Annotated in this window: 11 protein-coding genes; 5 read left to right on the top strand and 6 right to left on the bottom strand. The window is 66.4% G+C overall.

Annotated elements, in window-relative coordinates; translation table 11 throughout:
• The first annotated feature begins 174 nt into the window (after nt 1-174).
• Nucleotides 175-1,266: an iron-sulfur cluster carrier protein ApbC gene (gene apbC, locus ACN5W5_RS22210; RefSeq protein WP_420050615.1), complete on the top strand. Its 1,092-nt coding sequence runs from the start codon at nt 175-177 to the stop codon at nt 1,264-1,266.
• 80 nt (nt 1,267-1,346) lie between these two features.
• On the opposite strand, the gene ACN5W5_RS22205 is transcribed toward apbC, so the two are convergent.
• Genes ACN5W5_RS22205 through ACN5W5_RS22195 form a run of 3 tightly spaced genes read right to left on the bottom strand, consistent with a single transcriptional unit; the run spans nt 1,347 to nt 6,322 of the window.
• Nucleotides 1,347-3,077, bottom strand: a complete 1,731-nt coding sequence (locus ACN5W5_RS22205) for a TolC family protein (RefSeq protein WP_420050614.1) — start codon at nt 3,075-3,077, stop codon at nt 1,347-1,349.
• Nucleotides 3,078-3,082: 5 nt separating this feature from the next.
• Complete coding sequence (locus tag ACN5W5_RS22200) at nt 3,083-4,429, bottom strand: HlyD family type I secretion periplasmic adaptor subunit (RefSeq protein WP_420050613.1); 1,347 nt, start codon at nt 4,427-4,429, stop codon at nt 3,083-3,085.
• Nucleotides 4,430-4,471: 42 nt separating this feature from the next.
• Nucleotides 4,472-6,322, bottom strand: coding sequence for a type I secretion system permease/ATPase (locus tag ACN5W5_RS22195; RefSeq protein ID WP_420050612.1), 1,851 nt, complete (start codon nt 6,320-6,322; stop codon nt 4,472-4,474).
• A 227-nt stretch (nt 6,323-6,549) separates the two neighbouring features.
• Here ACN5W5_RS22195 and ACN5W5_RS22190 point away from each other — a divergent pair, with 227 nt between their 5' ends.
• The gene (locus ACN5W5_RS22190; RefSeq protein WP_420050611.1) at nt 6,550-6,993 is read left to right on the top strand and encodes a PACE efflux transporter; all 444 of its coding nucleotides are present in this window, start codon (nt 6,550-6,552) and stop codon (nt 6,991-6,993) included.
• On the opposite strand, the gene ACN5W5_RS22185 is transcribed toward ACN5W5_RS22190, so the two are convergent.
• The 3 genes from ACN5W5_RS22185 to ACN5W5_RS22175 all read right to left on the bottom strand — a co-directional run bounded on the left by ACN5W5_RS22185 (nt 6,987) and on the right by ACN5W5_RS22175 (nt 11,449).
• Entirely contained in the window at nt 6,987-8,123 is a 1,137-nt protein-coding gene (locus ACN5W5_RS22185) for an ABC transporter substrate-binding protein (RefSeq protein ID WP_420050610.1), read from the bottom strand. The genes ACN5W5_RS22190 and ACN5W5_RS22185 overlap by 7 nt on opposite strands.
• Nucleotides 8,124-8,256: 133 nt before the next feature.
• Nucleotides 8,257-9,837, bottom strand: a complete 1,581-nt coding sequence (locus ACN5W5_RS22180) for a benzoate-CoA ligase family protein (protein ID WP_420050609.1) — start codon at nt 9,835-9,837, stop codon at nt 8,257-8,259.
• Nucleotides 9,838-9,871: 34 nt separating this feature from the next.
• Nucleotides 9,872-11,449, bottom strand: a complete 1,578-nt coding sequence (locus ACN5W5_RS22175) for a 3,4-dehydroadipyl-CoA semialdehyde dehydrogenase (protein ID WP_420050608.1) — start codon at nt 11,447-11,449, stop codon at nt 9,872-9,874.
• A gap of 154 nt (nt 11,450-11,603) precedes the next feature.
• Here ACN5W5_RS22175 and ACN5W5_RS22170 point away from each other — a divergent pair, with 154 nt between their 5' ends.
• From ACN5W5_RS22170 to boxB, 3 genes are all read left to right on the top strand, one after another.
• A complete protein-coding gene (locus ACN5W5_RS22170; RefSeq protein ID WP_420050607.1) occupies nt 11,604-12,545 on the top strand; it encodes a helix-turn-helix transcriptional regulator in 942 nt (313 codons plus the stop codon).
• Between the two features lie 135 nt (nt 12,546-12,680).
• Nucleotides 12,681-14,348 carry a 2,3-epoxybenzoyl-CoA dihydrolase gene (gene boxC, locus ACN5W5_RS22165; RefSeq protein WP_420050606.1) on the top strand — a complete coding sequence of 556 codons (1,668 nt, stop codon included), beginning with the start codon at nt 12,681-12,683 and terminating at the stop codon, nt 14,346-14,348.
• 23 nt (nt 14,349-14,371) lie between these two features.
• Nucleotides 14,372-15,786: benzoyl-CoA 2,3-epoxidase subunit BoxB (gene boxB / locus ACN5W5_RS22160; RefSeq protein ID WP_420047410.1), on the top strand; the 1,415-nt coding region annotated here is incomplete at its 3' end.

Below are 15,786 nucleotides of genomic sequence, written 5' to 3'. Positions count from 1 at the left end.
CTTTCTTTCGGGGGAACCCTTGATTTTAGGCGGGCCGGGCGGGCTGCGCCCAGGGGGGCCAAGTCCTCACGCCCGCTGTGCCTATGCCCGACCGCCGGCCGACCCGACGGCAGAGCGTTAGACTTCGGGCGGCTTCTGCACACCCAGACATACCTCACACCGGAGATTTTTTTCATGGCCGTCGACTCCCAAGCGCTGCTCACCGCCCTGCAGGCGGTGACCGATCCGAACACGGGCAAGGACTTCGTGTCCACCAAGGCGCTGAAAAACCTGAGCGAACAATACGGTGACGTGTCGTTCGATGTCGAGCTGGGTTACCCGGCCAAGAGCCAGATGCCGGCCTTGCGCCGCGCCCTGATCGCGGCGGCCAAGACGGTCGCCGGTGTGGAGAACGTGTCGGTCAACCTCACGAGTCGGATCATCCCGCACGCCGTGCAGCGCGGCGTGCAGCTGCTGCCCAGCGTGAAAAACATCATCGCCGTGGCGTCGGGAAAGGGCGGCGTGGGCAAGAGCACCACGGCGGTCAACCTGGCGCTGGCCCTGTCCGCCGAGGGTGCCAAGGTAGGCATCCTGGACGCCGACATCTACGGCCCCAGCCAGCCCATGATGATGGGCGTGGAAGGCCGGCCCGAAAGCGCCGACGGCAAGACCATGGAGCCGCTGGAGAACTACGGCGTGCAGGTGATTTCGATCGGTTTCCTGGTCGACAAGGACGAAGCCATGATCTGGCGTGGCCCCATGGCCACGCAGGCGCTGGAGCAGCTGCTGCGCCAGACCAACTGGAAAGACCTGGACTACCTGATCGTCGACATGCCACCCGGCACCGGCGACATCCAGCTCACGCTCTCCCAACGCGTGCCGCTCACCGGCGCGGTGATCGTGACCACGCCGCAGGACATTGCCCTGCTCGACGCGCGCAAGGGCATCAAGATGTTCGAAAAGGTGGGCGTGCCCATCCTCGGCATCGTCGAGAACATGGCGGTCTACTGCTGCCCCAACTGCGGCCACACCGAGCACATCTTCGGCGCCGATGGCGGCAAGAAGATGGCGGCCGAATACGGCATGGACTACCTGGGCGCCCTGCCGCTGAACATGTCGATCCGGGTGCAGGCCGACAGCGGCATGCCCACGGTCGTGTCCGACCCCGATGGCGAGATCGCCGAGATCTACAAGACGGTGGCGCGCCAGGTGGCGATCAAGATCGCGAAGCAGGCCAAGGATTTTTCGTCGAAGTTTCCGAGCATCAAGATCTCCAAAGAAACCTGAGCCCGGTCGGGTATCACTTCCAGCAAAAAGGGCCCGCATCTGCGGGCCCTTTTTGCTGGGGCAGCGCCGGTGCCCGGCGACTACCGGCCGGCCAGCTGCATCAGGTCGTCTTCGGTGAGCACGCCCGCGTTGAAGCGCAAGCGCAGGAAGGCGAGCAGGTGGGCGTAGCGGGCGTCTGCCAGCTCGCGTTCGGCCGTCACCAGGCGCTCGCGGGCGTTGAGCACGTCGAGGTTGGTGCGCACCCCGGCGGCCGTGCTCTTGATGGTCGCTTCGACGGCGATGCGACCGGATTCCACGGCCTGTTCCAGCGCCTGCACGCGCAAGGTGGTGGATTGCTGCAGGCGGAGCTGGCGGTTCAGTTCCAGCAACACCTCGTCCACGCGGGCGTCCATCTCGGCCTGGGCCTGGATCAGGCGGGCCGCCACCTGTCGGGTTCTGGCCGACACGGCACCACCCGAAAACAGCGGCACGTTGAGCTCCAGGCCCACCACATGGTTGGTGGTGTGCCGACGGGTGCTGAGGTTCTGCTCGGCGTTGAACCGGGAGCTGGAGGTGGCGGCGGAATTGGAGGTGGTGGTGAAGTTCGAGTTGGAGCTCTCGTTCAGGATGGGGGCCGAGCCGGTCGATACATTGGATGTGGAACCGTTGGTGGAGCTCACGCTGCTGGAGTCGCTGACGCTCGTGGTGGTGTTCGAGATCGGGTTGACGTTGGAGCGGAAGTTCTCACGCCTCACGGAGGCCACCAGGTCCAGCCGGGGGTAGTGGCCACTCTCAGCCTTGTTGACCTCCAGGTGGGCTGCCTCGACCTGGTAACGCAGGGCTTCCAGCAGACCGTTCTGCGTCATGGCCAGTCCGTGCCAGTCTTCAGGGGTTGAGGCCAGGGTCGACGAGGAGAGGATGTCGGTTTTCAGGGGGGCAAAAGAGGTCGCCCGCACGCCGGTCATCGCGATGAGGCGGTTGCGGGCGACCAGCAGCGCGTCTTCGGCTTCGATGAGTTGGGCCTCTGCGAGCGCGCGCTTGGCCCGTGTTTCGAGCACATCGGTCTGGGTGCCTTCGCCACTGGAGAGCATGCGCTCGTTGGTTGTTTGCTGTTCGTTCAGGGTGACGAGCTGGGTGAGGGCGAGCCGCCGGCTCTCTTCGGCAAAAAGGGCGCCCGCGTAGACCTCGGCCACGCGGACCATGAGCTCCTGCTGCTGGCTCCGGAACCGGGCTTCGCTGGCGGCGCTCAGGGCCTTGCCCTGGCGGTAGCCGGCCATGGCACCGAAATTGATCAGGGGCTGGCGCAGCTGCAGGGCTGTGGTGGTGTTCCGGAACTTGTTGGTTTCGATCTCGGTTTCGTCAACGGTCGAGTGCACGGTGCTGTCCGTGTGGGTGTCGGTTTGCGAATCCGTGACTCGGCGCTGCGATTCCCGGGGCTGGCCGGAGAGCGGGCCAGTGGACGCGCTGGCTGTCTGCAGCCGGTCGTTGGTGAGGGTGCTGGTGCTGGTGGCCGTGCTGGTCTGGGTGGCTTCGGTGGATGCGGTGACCTGACCCTGGGTCGATCGCGTGGTGTTCCGGTTGCTGGTGTAGGTGGCGGCGATGCTGGGCAGCAGTTGGGCCCGTCCGAGTATTTTTTCTTCCCTGCCGGCATCAAGCGCTGCGATCGCGGCGCGGAAAGTGGGATCGTTCAGGCGCGCAGCCTCGTAAGCACGGGCCAGGTCCAGCGCTTCGGCGCCGGCCGGGGCGACCCAGGCCAGCGCCACGCTCAGGCAGATCAGGCGCATCTGCCGCTGCGCGGATCGGGTGCTTGGGCGAATGGGGGTGACGTCCACGGTGCTCACTCCTCGGTCATGGACAAGCGGAAGTTGTCGCGCAGGGGGCGCAGCAGGTAGTTCATGAGGGTTCGCTCGCCGGTGCGCACGAACAGTTCGACCGGCATGCCCGGGCGGACCTGCAGTTCGGACAGCATCTTGCGGCCTTCGGGTGTGACCTCGGCGCGCATGCGGTAGTAAGGCATGCCGGTCTGTTCGTCCACCAGGCGGTCGGGAGAGACCTGCGTGACGATGCCGGGAATGCGCGGCGTGGTGTTCTGGTTGAAGGCCGAGAAGATCAGTTCGACCGGCAACTTCGGGTGCACCGAATCGATCAGGTGCACCGGCACCTGGCCCTCGACCACGAGGGGTTCGTCAAGCGGAACGATGTCCATCATGCGAAAGCCGGGCGCGACCACGCCGCCTTCGGTGAAGATGCTGACATCGGCCACCATGCCGCTGACCGGGGCTTTCACTTCGGCGTTGTTCAGTTCGTAGTCCAGCCCTTCCAGCCGGTTGCGCAGCGCATCCACCTGCTGCTGGATTTCGGTCAGCTGGGTGCGCACTTCTTTCTGGTAGTCCTGCTGGCGCAGCAGGGCCCGCAGGCGCAGTTCGCTGACCTGGCTCTGGTTGCGGCCCAGGTTGCCCGTGTCTTCCGCGATGGAGGCTTCGATCTGGGCGGCATTGCGTTCCAGTTCCAGCAAACGGTTGCGTGGCATGTAGCCGTCTTTGGCCAGGTCGGCCATGCCGTCGATCTGCTGTTTGAGCAGCCGCAGTTGCAGCTGTTTGCCCCGTCGCGACTCTTCGACTCCGGCGGCGTAGGCGGTCAGACCAAAGATGTTCTGCTCGGTGGCGGCCAGATCGCTGCGCAGCGCGCCCTGGCGGGACTCGAAGAGCTGCTTTTGCACAGCGAGCGTGGTGGCCACGCGCGGATCGCTGCCGCTGGCCTGGATGTCGGGCGGAAACACCAGGCTGGGGCGCCCGTCGCGTTCGGCCAGCAGCCGGGCTTCGGTGATGCGTGCGGCCAGAAACTGGATGCGGGTGATTTCGGCGTTGGCCCGGGCCTGCACGCTGTTCATGCGCACCAGCGCCTGTCCGGCGGTGACGATGTCGCCTTCCTTGACGAAGATCTTTTCAACCGTGCCGCCCGTGAGGTGTTGCACCGCCTTCTTGTTGCCCGCCACGGTGACGGTGCCGCCCATGGGAACGCCTTTGTCCAGCGGTGCAAAAAACGCCCAGATCAGGAAGCTGCCCAGCCCCACGAGCACCAGCCACCAGCCCAGACGGGCATGGGAACTGGCGTCGGTCTTGACGGGGTTTTCGTCTTCCTGCCGGATGGTGGCGTCGGTCACGGCCAAGGTGTTTGTCGTCATCGGGTGCTCACTCTGTAAGCGTGCGGGTCTGCTGCAGCGGGTTCAGGCGGTCTCGTCCGCGGTGGGCGCTGTCGGGGCCGTGGGCGCCGGGTGGTCCGCAGACGGGTCGGTGGAGGGTGCCGCAGCTGGGGCCCGGGAGGCGGCAGCCCCAGGCGGCGTTGCCGGACGCGGCAGCGCAGCACCGTTGGCGCCCTGCTGCGCCTGTTGACTGAGCTTGGCCAGATCGGCAAGCACCTGCTTGGTCGGGCCAAACATCTGGGGCACACCGTCGCGCAGGAACAGCAGCTTGTTGGTGATGCCGATCGCGTTGGTGCGGTGGGTGATGAGGATCAGGGTCTTGCCGCGCTTGCGCAGGTCGTTGATGGCCGAGAGCAGGGCCTGTTCGCCGGTGTCGTCGAGGTTGGAGTTGGGTTCGTCCAGCACGATCAGCGACGGGTCGTCGTACATCGCGCGGGCCAGACCGAGCCGCTGCTTCTGGCCGCCCGAGAGACCGGCACCGCCGTCGCCGAGCGGCGTGTCGTAGCCCTGCGGGAAGTGCAGGATCATGTCGTGCACGCCTGCGCGCTGGGCGGCCTGGATCACCTTGTCGGAGTCCACCTCACCAAAGCGGGCGATGTTTTCGGCCACGGTGCCGCCAAAGAGCTCGATGTCTTGCGGCAGGTAGCCGATGTGGGGCCCGAGTTCGGCCTTGTTCCAGAGGTAGACATCGGCACCATCGAGCCGGACTTTGCCGGCGGCGGCGGGCCAGACGCCCACCAGCAGCCGTGCCAGCGTGGACTTGCCCGATCCGCTCGGGCCGATCACCCCCACCACGTCGCCCGCTGAGATCGTCAGGCTCAGGTTGCGCAGGGCCGGCACGTTGGAGCCCGGCGGCACGGCCGTCACCGATTCCAGCGCCAGGTTGCCCAGTGGCTTGGGCAGGGGCATGCCTTCGCGCCGAGCCGGGTTGCTGGACAGCAGTTCGCTCAGACGCTGGTAGGCGCTGCGGGTGGACGACCAGCCCTTCCAGACGTTGATCAGCTGATCGACTGGCGCCAGCGCCCGGCCCATGAGGATGGAGCCAACGATCATCATCCCGGGGGTGATGCGGTTTTCGAGCGCCAGCAGGGCACCCAGGCCCAGGATCAGTGATTGCAGCGAGATGCGCACGAATTTGCTGGTGGCGGTGACGATGCCGGCCTTTTCGCTGGCTTCGGCCTGCAGTTGCAGGAAGCGGCCGTGCAGCTTGAACCAGCGCGTCATGAGGTTGGGCAACATGCCCATGGCCTGGATGACCTCGGCGTTGCGCAGGTTGTTGGTGGCCAGCGTGCTGGCGGTGACGGCCATGCCGTTGGCTTCGGCCAGCGGTTTGCGCGACACCACCTCGTTGACGTAGGCCAGGATGACCAGAATGAGGGTGCCCGCCACGGCGAACACGCCAAGTACCCAGTCGAACATGAAGATGACCAGCAGGTAGACCGGGAACCAGGGTGCGTCAAAAAAAGCGAACAGGGAGTTGCCGGTCACGAACTGGCGGATGGTTGTCAGGTCCTGCAGCGCCTGGCCGGCGTTGCCACCCGATCGTTTGAGGTTCTGCTCGAAGGACGCGGTGTACACCCGCTTGTTGAGCTTCATGTCGAGTTGCGCGCCGACGCGGATCAGCACGAAGCTGCGCACGAACTCCAGCCCGTTCATGAGCATGTAGGTGCCCAGCACCATCACGGTGAGCATGATGAGCGTCGTCTCGTTGCGGCTGGAGAGCACACGGTCGTACACCTGCAGCATGTAGAGCGACGGGACCAGCATCAGCAGGTTGATGATGGCGCTGAACACACCCACGCTGCGAAAGGCGCCCCGAAAACCCGCCAGGGCCTGTCCGATCTCGTTGTTGGGCAATTTCAGGCTGGAAAACATGGTAAGTAGCGGATCCTCACCGGGGAAGTCTTTCGTGTTCAATCACTTTAATCGAACACGCCTGCACATGTTTGTGTCGTAAACCCCATGCGGTCAAATGCATCACCACTTTGGCGGAAGTGAGAATGCCTTTTGTCCGGAGGCACCTTGACAGGCTGTCTTTTCAGGTTTGGGGGGGCGGGCGTTCGGGCACGGGTTGCGGGAGGCGGCACAATCGCGCCCTCACCATGCTCCTTCATCTTGCCCCCCGCGCCCGCCGGATCGTCCAGGCGGTCCTCTACGAAACCTTTGCCATCGCCTTTGTCGCGCCGGTGCTCATGATCGTTTTTGATCAGGCGCCGCTGTCGTCGCTCGGACTCACGCTCACCATGTCGAGCATCGCGCTGGCCTGGAACTACGGGTTCAACGCCCTCTTCGAGCGCTGGGAAGCCCGGCAGGTGGTCAAGGGCCGCTCGCGGTGGCGGCGGGCGGCACACGGCATCGGTTTCGAGGGCGGGCTGGCGATGATCCTGGTGCCGGTGATGGCCGCGTGGCTGGGCCTCTCGTGGTGGGCGGCGCTGGTGGCGAACCTGGGCCTGCTGCTGTTTTTCCTGGTCTACACGGTGGTTTTCACCTGGCTCTTCGACCGCGTGTTTGGCCTGCCCGCGTCGGCGCAGGTACGCCTTCAGTAGCGCAAGCGGCCTTCGCCGTCGATGATCGCCAGCTCCACGTAGTTCGAGCCGTTGTGTGATCGGGGCGAGTACTGGGCCGTGAAACGGCCGAACGCGATTTCGCCCGCGCCTTCCATGGCCCGGATGAAGCTGGCGGTGCTCAGGTCCCGACCCGTGCGCCGGAGGCCTTCGATCAGCAGGCGGGCGTGCACGAAACCTTCGAACTGGGAGGCCGAGGGTGGGGTGTCGGGCGACTGGGCGGCCTGCAGCTTCAGGTACTCGGCCACCACGGGAACCGCGTTGTTGCGCAGCGAGGGCATGATCTGCGCAAGCACGATGCCGCGCGCCTTGTCTTTCAGCACCCGGTTGATGCCGTCCAGGCTGGCGACCGAGAAGCCGTAGAACACCGGGCGGGTGGCGGTCGCCTGCACCGCCTGGACGTAGTTTGTGAACGTCAGTCCCGCGGTGCCGACGATGACGGCCTGGGGACTGGCCTGCGCCGTGGCGACCGCAGCGGCCGCGAAATCGGGCGCGGCCGGATCGACCTTGACCTCGACGGCCAGCGGCAGATTCTCCGCCGCAGAGGACTTCCTGACTTCGGCCAGCAGGGCCTTGCCCAGCCCGTCGTCCTGATAGAAAAAGGCGACCCGGGTGACGCCTATCCGCTTGAGCTGGGACAGGATGCGGGTGGACTCGTTGGCGTAACCGGCGCGCACGTGGAACACGTGGGGGTTGACGGTGTCCCGCAGGGCGGACGCACCCGTGACCGGGCCGAACAGGATGGTTTTCGACGCCTTGAGCATGGGCAGCACAGCCGCCGTCTGGGCGGTGCCGGTGCTGTTGAAGAGCATGAACACCTTGTGTTCGTCCAGCAGCTTGCGGGAGTTCTCCACCGCGCGCTTGGGATCGAAGCCGTCGTCCAGGGTGGTGAAGCTGATCTTGCGCCCGTGGACGCCGCCGGCCGCGTTGACCGCGTCGAACAGCAACCGCGCACCCTCGCCGTACTGCACGGTCTGTGGCCCCAGCGGGCCCGAGAGCACCTGCGAGGCGCCGAGCCGGATTTCCGTGGATGTGACGCCTTCGTCGCCCGCGTGTGCCGCCGCCGCGAGCGCGAATCCCAGCGCCAGTCCCCGTCCCCATCTGTGAACCATGTTGAACCCTTGTGTTCTGTTGTCTCCGATGGGGTGCGAGTTTCGTTATGTTTCAGAACCAGATCAAGGCGGTGACACCCGGGTTTTCCCGGGGCCTGGGCCCGGCATGGGACGAGCGGCGTTTCAGGCGGCGTCAGCGGCGCACGAACAGGCGCTGGTTCTCCAGTTCGCGCAGCTTGAAGCGCTGGATCTTGCCGGTGGCGGTCTTGGGCAGCTCGGTCATGAATTCGATGAAGCGCGGGTATTTGTAGGGCGCGAGCTTCTCCTTCACGAAGGCCTGCAGCTCGGCTTCCGTCGCCTGGGCGCCGGCCTTCAGCACCACATAGGCCTTGGTCTTGACCAGGCCGTCGTCGTCGGTCTTGCCGATCACCGCGGCCTCGAGCACGGCCGGGTGCTGCACCAGCGTGGCCTCCACCTCGAACGGGCTCACGTAGATGCCGCTGACTTTCAGCATGTCGTCGTTGCGGCCGGCGTAGGTGTAGTAGCCGTCGGGGTCGCGGGTGTACTTGTCACCGCTCTTGGTCCAGTTGCCCTGGAAGGTGTCGCGCGATTTGGCGCGGTTGTTCCAGTACAGCAGCGCGGCGCTCGGGCCCTGGATGTAGAGGTCGCCGATCAGGTTGTGCCCGGTGATCACGCTGCCGTCTTCGTCGCGCAGTTGCACCTCATAGCCGGGCACGGGTTTGCCGGTGGTGCCGTAGCGCACGTCGCCCGGGCGGTTGGAGAGGAAGATGTGCAGCATTTCGGTGGAGCCGATGCCGTCGATGATCTGGCAGCCGAAGTGTGCGGTCCAGCGCTCGCCGATGTCGCGCGGCAGCGCCTCGCCGGCCGACGAACACAGGCGCAGCGCCACCGCACTTTTCGCGGGCAGGTCGGGCGAAGCCAGCATGCCGCCGTAGCCGGTGGGGGCGCCGTAGAACACCGTGGGCTGGTGGTCGACCATCCGTTTGAAGGTGGCCTGCGGCGTGGGCCGCTCGGCCATCAGCACCACGCTGGCGCCCACGCTCAGCGGGAACGACAGGCCGTTGCCCAGGCCGTAGGCGAAGAACAGCTTGGCGGCGGAGAACACGGTGTCGCTTTCCTTCAGACCCAGCACCGCCTTGCCGTAGAGCTCGGCTGTCCAGTACAGGCTGGACTGCGTGTGCACCGTGCCCTTGGGCGCGCCGGTGGAGCCCGAGGAATACAGCCAGAACGCGGGTTCGTCGCCGTGCGTGTCGGCGCCCTGGCCCGGGGCTTGGGTGGCGGCCAGCGCCGCGAAGTCGTGCGCGCCCGCAGGCAGCGGGTCCTTTGCGCGCGAGACGATCAGGTGCTGCACTTCGTGGCCACCCGTGTCCAGCGCGGTCTGCAGCGTGGGCAGCAGTGCGGCCGAGACGAAGGCCGCCTGGGCGCGGCTGTTGGCCAGCATGTAGGCGTAGTCCTTGGCGGTCAGCAAGGTGTTCACGCACACCGGCACCACGCCCGCGTGCAGCGCGCCCAGAAAGCTCACCACCCAGTCGCTGCAGTCGTGCATGAGCAGCAGCACACGCTCTTCACGTTTCAGGCCCAGCGCCTGCAGCGCGGCCGAGAAGCGCTGCACCTGATCAGCCAGCTGGCCGTAGGTGAGCGTGCCCGCGTCGTCGATCAGCGCGGTCTTGCTGGCGCGGCCGGCGTTGAGCGCGATCAGGTGGCGCGCGAAATTGAAGCGCTCGGGTGGGGCGGCGGTGTCGGTGTGGCTCATGGTGTGTCTCCTGTTTTGTGGTCTCTGTCGGACTTCAGTATTTCAGTGGGGTGGCCGTCGCGGCGAGCACATCGAGCGCGGCCGTGCTGCCCTGCACCGCGCTGCGGCGGTGGTAGAAGCCCAGTGCGCGCAAGCCGCCCAGCTCTTCGCCGCCACCGGCGCGGCCCGGGCCGCCGTGCAGGCTCATGGGCATCACGTTGCCGTGGCCGCTCTGCACGGCGGCCACGTCGGGCGAAATGGCGTGCACGCGGCCGTGGCTGGAGCCCAGCTCGGCGGCGGCGTGGGCGATGAAGGCCGGGTCGCTGCTGTAGACCGAGCCCACCAGCGAGCCTTCGCCGCGGCGGATCAGCTCCAGCGCCTGCTCCAGGCTGTCGTAGGCCATGAGCGTGGCGACCGGGCCGAACACCTCGACCTCGTGCAGCACCTTGGCCTGCGCCGGCTGGCGGTGGCCCAGCAGTACCGGCGCCACGCAGGCGGCGACCGCCGGGTCGGCGTCCACCAGCGCGGTGGCGCTGCCGTCGAACAAGACCTCGGCTTCGGTCTTCAGCTGGGCGATGCCGGCGATCACGCTGTCGAACTGCTCGCGGCTCACCAGCGCGCCCATGCGGGTGGTCTCGTTGCGCGGGTTGCCCACCGTGGTCTTGGCAAGCTTGGCGCCGATGGCCTGGGCGGCGGCGTCGAACAGCGCGCGCGGCACGAAGACGCGGCGGATCGCGGTGCATTTCTGGCCGCTCTTGACCGTCATCTCGCGCACCACCTCGCTCACCAGCAGGTTGAAGGCTTCGTCGCCCGCGGTGGCTGCCGGGTCGAGCAGGGCGCTGTTCAGGCTGTCGGCTTCGATGTTGCAGCGCACCGAGCGCTGCGCCACGGCCGGGTGGCTGCGGATGATGCGCGCGGTCTCGGCCGAGCCGGTGAAGCTCACCACGTCGAACGGGCCGAGCTGGTCCATCAGACCGGCGGACGAGCCGCAGACGATGGACAGCGCGCCCGCCGGCAGGATGCCGGCGTCCACCACGTCTTTCACCATGCGCTGCGTGAGCCAGGCGGTGGCGGTGGCCGGTTTGACGATCACCGGCACGCCCGAGAGCAGGGCCGGCGCGGCTTTTTCCCACAGGCCCCAGCTCGGGAAGTTGAAGGCGTTGATGAACAGCGCCACGCCGCGCGTGGGGCTCAGGATGTGCTGGGTCTGGAACACCGGGTCCTTGGCCATGCGGATGCGTTCGCCGTCGAGCAGCAGCTTGGCGTCACCCAAAGCCTCGCCCTGTTTGGCGTAGTAGCCCAGGGTGAAGATGCCGCCGTCGATGTCCACCGCCGAGTCCTTGGTGGTGGTGCCGCAGTTGGCGGTGGCGATCTGATAGTAGGCGTCGCGGTTGGCCTGCAGCACCTTCACGATCTCGCCCAGCAGCGCGGCGCGCTGCCTGTAAGTGAGTGCTCGCAGGGCGGCACCGCCCTGTTCGCGTGCGAAGGAAAAACCTTCGGCCAGGTCCAGCCCGGCGCTGCTCACGCGCACCAGGGGCGTGCCCAGCACCGGGTCGAGCAGGGTGGCGCCGTTGCCGGTGCCGTCTTGCCAGCGGCCGGCGAGGAAGTTGGGGAGCAAGGGGGTGGGATTCATGTCGAGGCTGGATGAGGGTTGATCTACAGGGCTGGTCGCCGGGCGTGATTGACGCTATAAATGCACTATCTTGCGTCTTGCGATGCATGCATTAAAGTGCATGTTTGGCCGGAAGGCAAGCCCTTACCGGGATAACCCTTAAATCACGATGCCCATGAAAGAACCGGTCACCCTGGACCTGGCCCCCGAAGCCGCCGCCCCAAACGCCGAGGCCGACGAGCCGCCGCGCCACCCGTTTCTGGTGGCGCTGGGCGAGCGGGTGCGCACCCTGCGCTCGCGCCGCGGCATGACACGCAAGGCCGTGGCCCTCGCCGCCGACGTGTCCGAGCGCCACCTCGCCAACCTGGAGTACGGCACCGGCAACGCTTCCATCCTGGTGTTGCTCCAGGTGGCGCAGGCGCTGCAATGTTCGCTCACCGAGCTGCTGGGTGATGTGACCACCTCATCGCCCGAGTGGCTGCTGATCCGCGAGCTGCTGGAGAAGCGCAACGAGGCCGACCTGCGCCGTGTGCGCATCGCCATCGGCGGTCTGCTCGACGGGCACGCCGCGCCGGTGAACGACGCCGGGCGCCAGGCCCGCATTGCGCTCATTGGCCTGCGCGGGGCGGGCAAGTCCACGCTGGGGCAGCGCCTGGCCGACGACCTGGGTTACGCCTTCATCGAGCTCAGCCGCGAGATCGAAAAATTCGCAGGCTGCAGCATCAACGAAATCCATGCGCTGTATGGCACGCCGGCCTACCGCCGCTACGAGCGCCGCGCGCTCGAAGAGGCGATCCAGATCTACCCCGAAGTGGTGATCGCGACGCCCGGTGGCCTGGTGTCGGACGCCGCCAACTTCAACCTCCTGCTCACGCACTGCACCACCGTCTGGCTGCAGGCCGATCCGGCCGACCACATGGGCCGCGTGGCCGCGCAGGGCGACACGCGGCCCATGGCCGCCAGCCGCGAAGCCATGGAAGACCTGAAGCGCATCCTGGCCGGGCGCTCGGCCTTTTATTCCAAGGCGGACCTGCACTTCAATACCAGTGGCCAGAGCGTGGACGACGCCTTCGACGGCCTGCGCACCCAGGTGCGGGAGGTGCTGGGTATTTTGTAACATGCACAAAAATGCATTGACGTTCTAAAAAAGCTGCAATATTATTCACATCACTCGGTGCCCACCGGTGATGGAATGCAGGTCGGCACCCTTGTTTTCCCTCGCCCCGTGCAGCCCCACAAACAGGAGATAGCCTTGACCGCAGCCATCAACCCCAATTCCGTCGACTACCGCACCGATCCCGGCCAGTACCGCCACTGGAAGCTCAAGTGCGAAGGAGCGACCGCCACGCTGGCGATCGACATCGACGAAGACGGCGGCATCCGCCCCGGCTACAAGCTCAAGCTCAACAGCTACGACCTGGGCGTGGACATCGAACTGCACGACGCCCTGAACCGCATCCGCTTCGAACACCCCGAAGTGCGCACCGTGGTGGTGACCAGTGGCAAGGACCGCGTGTTCTGCTCCGGCGCCAACATCTTCATGCTCGGTGTCTCCAGCCACGCCTGGAAAGTGAACTTCTGCAAGTTCACCAACGAAACCCGCAACGGCATCGAAGACACCAGCAAACACAGCGGCCTCAAATTCCTGGCCGCGCTCAACGGCGCCTGCGCCGGCGGCGGCTACGAGCTGGCCCTGGCCTGCGACGAGATCCTGCTGGTGGACGACCGCTCCAGCGCGGTGAGCCTGCCCGAAGTGCCGCTGCTCGGCGTCTTGCCCGGCACCGGCGGCCTGACCCGCGTGACCGACAAACGCCATGTGCGCCACGACCTGGCCGACATCTTCTGCACCACCAGCGAAGGCGTGCGCGGCAGCAAGGCCGTGGACTGGCGCCTGGTCGACGCCGTGGCCAAGCCCCAGCAGTTCGCCGCCGCCGTGAGCGAACGCGCAACGAAACTGGCCGCCCAGAGCGACCGCCCGGCCGGTGCGAAGGGTGTGAGCCTGCCGCGCATCGAACGCAGCGACAGCGATGACGGCATCGCCTACACCTACGTCAACGTCGCCATCGACCGCGCCAGGCGCAACGCCACGATCACCCTGAAAGCCCCGAGCGGCGCCCAGCCGACCGACATCGCCGGCATCGAAGCCGCCGGTGCCGCCTGGTACCCACTGCAGATGGCGCGCGAGCTCGACGACGCCATCCTCAACCTGCGCACCAACGAACTCGACATCGGCACCTGGGTGCTCAAGACCGAAGGCGACGCCGCCGCCGTGCTGGCCAACGACGCGCTGATGCTGGCGCACAAGGACCACTGGTTCGTGCGCGAGACCATCGGCCTGCTGCGCCGCACCTTCGCCCGCCTGGACGTGTCCTCGCGCAGCCTGTTCGCGCTGATCGAGTCGGGTTCCTGCTTTGCCGGCACGCTGGCCGAACTGGCCTTCTGCGCCGACCGCGCCTACATGCTGACCCTGCCCGACGACGCCGAGAAGGCGCCCCGGCTGCAACTGAGCGAATTCAACTTCGGCTTGCTGCCCATGGTCAACGACCAGTCGCGCCTGCAGCGCCGCTTCTACGAAGAAGCCGGCCCGATGGAAGCCGCGCGCGGCGCCATCGGCCAGGCGCTGGACGCCGACGCCGCGCTGGCCCTGGGCCTGGTGACCGCGGCGCCCGACGACATCGACTGGGCCGACGAAGTGCGCATGGCGCTGGAAGAGCGCGCGGCCATGTCGCCCGACGCCCTGACCGGCCTGGAAGCCAACCTGCGCTTCGCCCAGAAAGAAAACATGGCCACCCGCGTCTTCGGTCGCCTGACCGCCTGGCAGAACTGGATCTTCCAGCGCCCCAACGCCGTCGGCGAAAAAGGGGCGCTCAAGGTCTACGGCAAGGGCGACAAAGCCCAGTTTGATTTCAACCGCGTCTGAAGCACACCCCCCAGGAGACCCCCATGTCCACCATCGATTACAGCGACAAGATCCCCAACAACGTCAACCTGAGCGAAGACCGCACGCTGCAGCGCGCGCTGGAGCAGTGGCAGCCCAACTACCTCAAGTGGTGGGACGACATGGGCCCGGACGGCTCGCAGAACTTCGACGTCTACCTGCGCACGGCGGTCAGCGTCGATCCGCAGGGCTGGGCGCAGTTCGGCCACGTCAAGATGCCCGACTACCGCTGGGGCATCTTCCTCAACCCCGCCGAGGCCGACCGCAAGATCCACTTCGGTGACCACAAAGGCGAAGCCGCCTGGCAGGACATCCCCGGCGAATACCGCGCCAACCTGCGCCGCATCATCGTGACGCAAGGCGACACCGAGCCGGCATCGGTCGAACAGCAGCGCCACCTGGGCCTGACCTGCCCGAGCCAGTACGACCTGCGCAACCTGTTCCAGGTCAACGTGGAAGAAGGTCGCCACCTCTGGGCCATGGTCTACCTGCTGCACAAGTACTTCGGCAAGGACGGCCGCGAAGAAGGCGAAGCCCTGCTCGAGCGCAACAGCGGCAACGCCGACAACCCGCGCATCCTCGAAGCCTTCAACGAAGAGACGCCCGACTGGCTGAGCTTCTTCATGTTCACCTACTTCACCGACCGCGACGGCAAGTTCCAGCTCTGCGCCCTGGCCGAATCCAGCTTCGACCCGCTGGCGCGCACCACCAAGTTCATGCTCACCGAAGAAGCGCACCACATGTTCGTGGGCGAGTCGGGCGTCAGCCGCGTGATCAACCGCACCTGCCAGGTGATGAACGAGCTCAAGACCGACGACCCGGCCAAGCTGCGCGCGGCCGGCGTGATCGACCTGCCGACCATCCAGCGCTACCTGAACTTCCACTTCTCGGTCACCATCGACCTCTTCGGCGCCGACGAGTCCAGCAACGCCGCCACCTTCTACAGCACCGGCCTCAAAGGCCGTTACGAAGAAGGCAAGCGCACCGACGACCACCAGCTGCGTGGCCAGTTCTACAAAGTGCTCAACGTGCAGAACGGCCAGCTCGTCGAAAAAGAAGTGCCGATGCTCAACGCGCTCAACGAAGTGCTGCGCGACGACTACATCAAGGACAGCATCGGTGGCGTGGAGCGCTGGAACAAGGTCATCGAGAAGGCCGGTATCCCGTTCCGCCTCACCGTGCCGCACAAGGCCTTCCACCGCAACATCGGCCTCTTGAAGGGCGTGAAGGTCGCGCCCGACGGCCGTGTGGTGTCCGAGTCCGAATGGGCCGCCAACCGCGACAACTGGCTGCCCAGCGAAGGCGACCGCGCCTTCGTCGCCAGCCTGATGGGCCGCGTGGTCGACCCGGGCAAGTTCGCCAACTGGATCGCGCCGCCGGTCATGGGCATCAACCGCCAGCCGGTGGACTTCGAATACGT

Source organism: Hydrogenophaga sp. ZJX-1 (genome assembly GCF_048590325.1).
Classification (GTDB): Bacteria; Pseudomonadota; Gammaproteobacteria; order Burkholderiales; family Burkholderiaceae_C; genus Hydrogenophaga.
The sequence above is the reverse complement of the archived record's forward strand: the minus strand, read 5'-3'. Positions and strand labels throughout refer to the sequence as shown.

Excerpts from the sequence above, each read along its gene's own strand:
- ACN5W5_RS22195 (WP_420050612.1), bottom strand. The coding sequence starts at position 6,322 with ATGTTTTCCAGCCTGAAATTGCCCAACAACGAGATCGGACAGGCCCTG.
- ACN5W5_RS22200 (WP_420050613.1), bottom strand. The coding sequence starts at position 4,429 with ATGACGACAAACACCTTGGCCGTGACCGACGCCACCATCCGGCAGGAA.
- ACN5W5_RS22185 (WP_420050610.1), bottom strand. The coding sequence starts at position 8,123 with ATGGTTCACAGATGGGGACGGGGACTGGCGCTGGGATTCGCGCTCGCG.
- ACN5W5_RS22170 (WP_420050607.1), top strand. The coding sequence starts at position 11,604 with ATGAAAGAACCGGTCACCCTGGACCTGGCCCCCGAAGCCGCCGCCCCA.
- ACN5W5_RS22175 (WP_420050608.1), bottom strand. The coding sequence starts at position 11,449 with ATGAATCCCACCCCCTTGCTCCCCAACTTCCTCGCCGGCCGCTGGCAA.
- apbC (WP_420050615.1), top strand. The coding sequence starts at position 175 with ATGGCCGTCGACTCCCAAGCGCTGCTCACCGCCCTGCAGGCGGTGACC.
- ACN5W5_RS22190 (WP_420050611.1), top strand. The coding sequence starts at position 6,550 with ATGCTCCTTCATCTTGCCCCCCGCGCCCGCCGGATCGTCCAGGCGGTC.
- ACN5W5_RS22180 (WP_420050609.1), bottom strand. The coding sequence starts at position 9,837 with ATGAGCCACACCGACACCGCCGCCCCACCCGAGCGCTTCAATTTCGCG.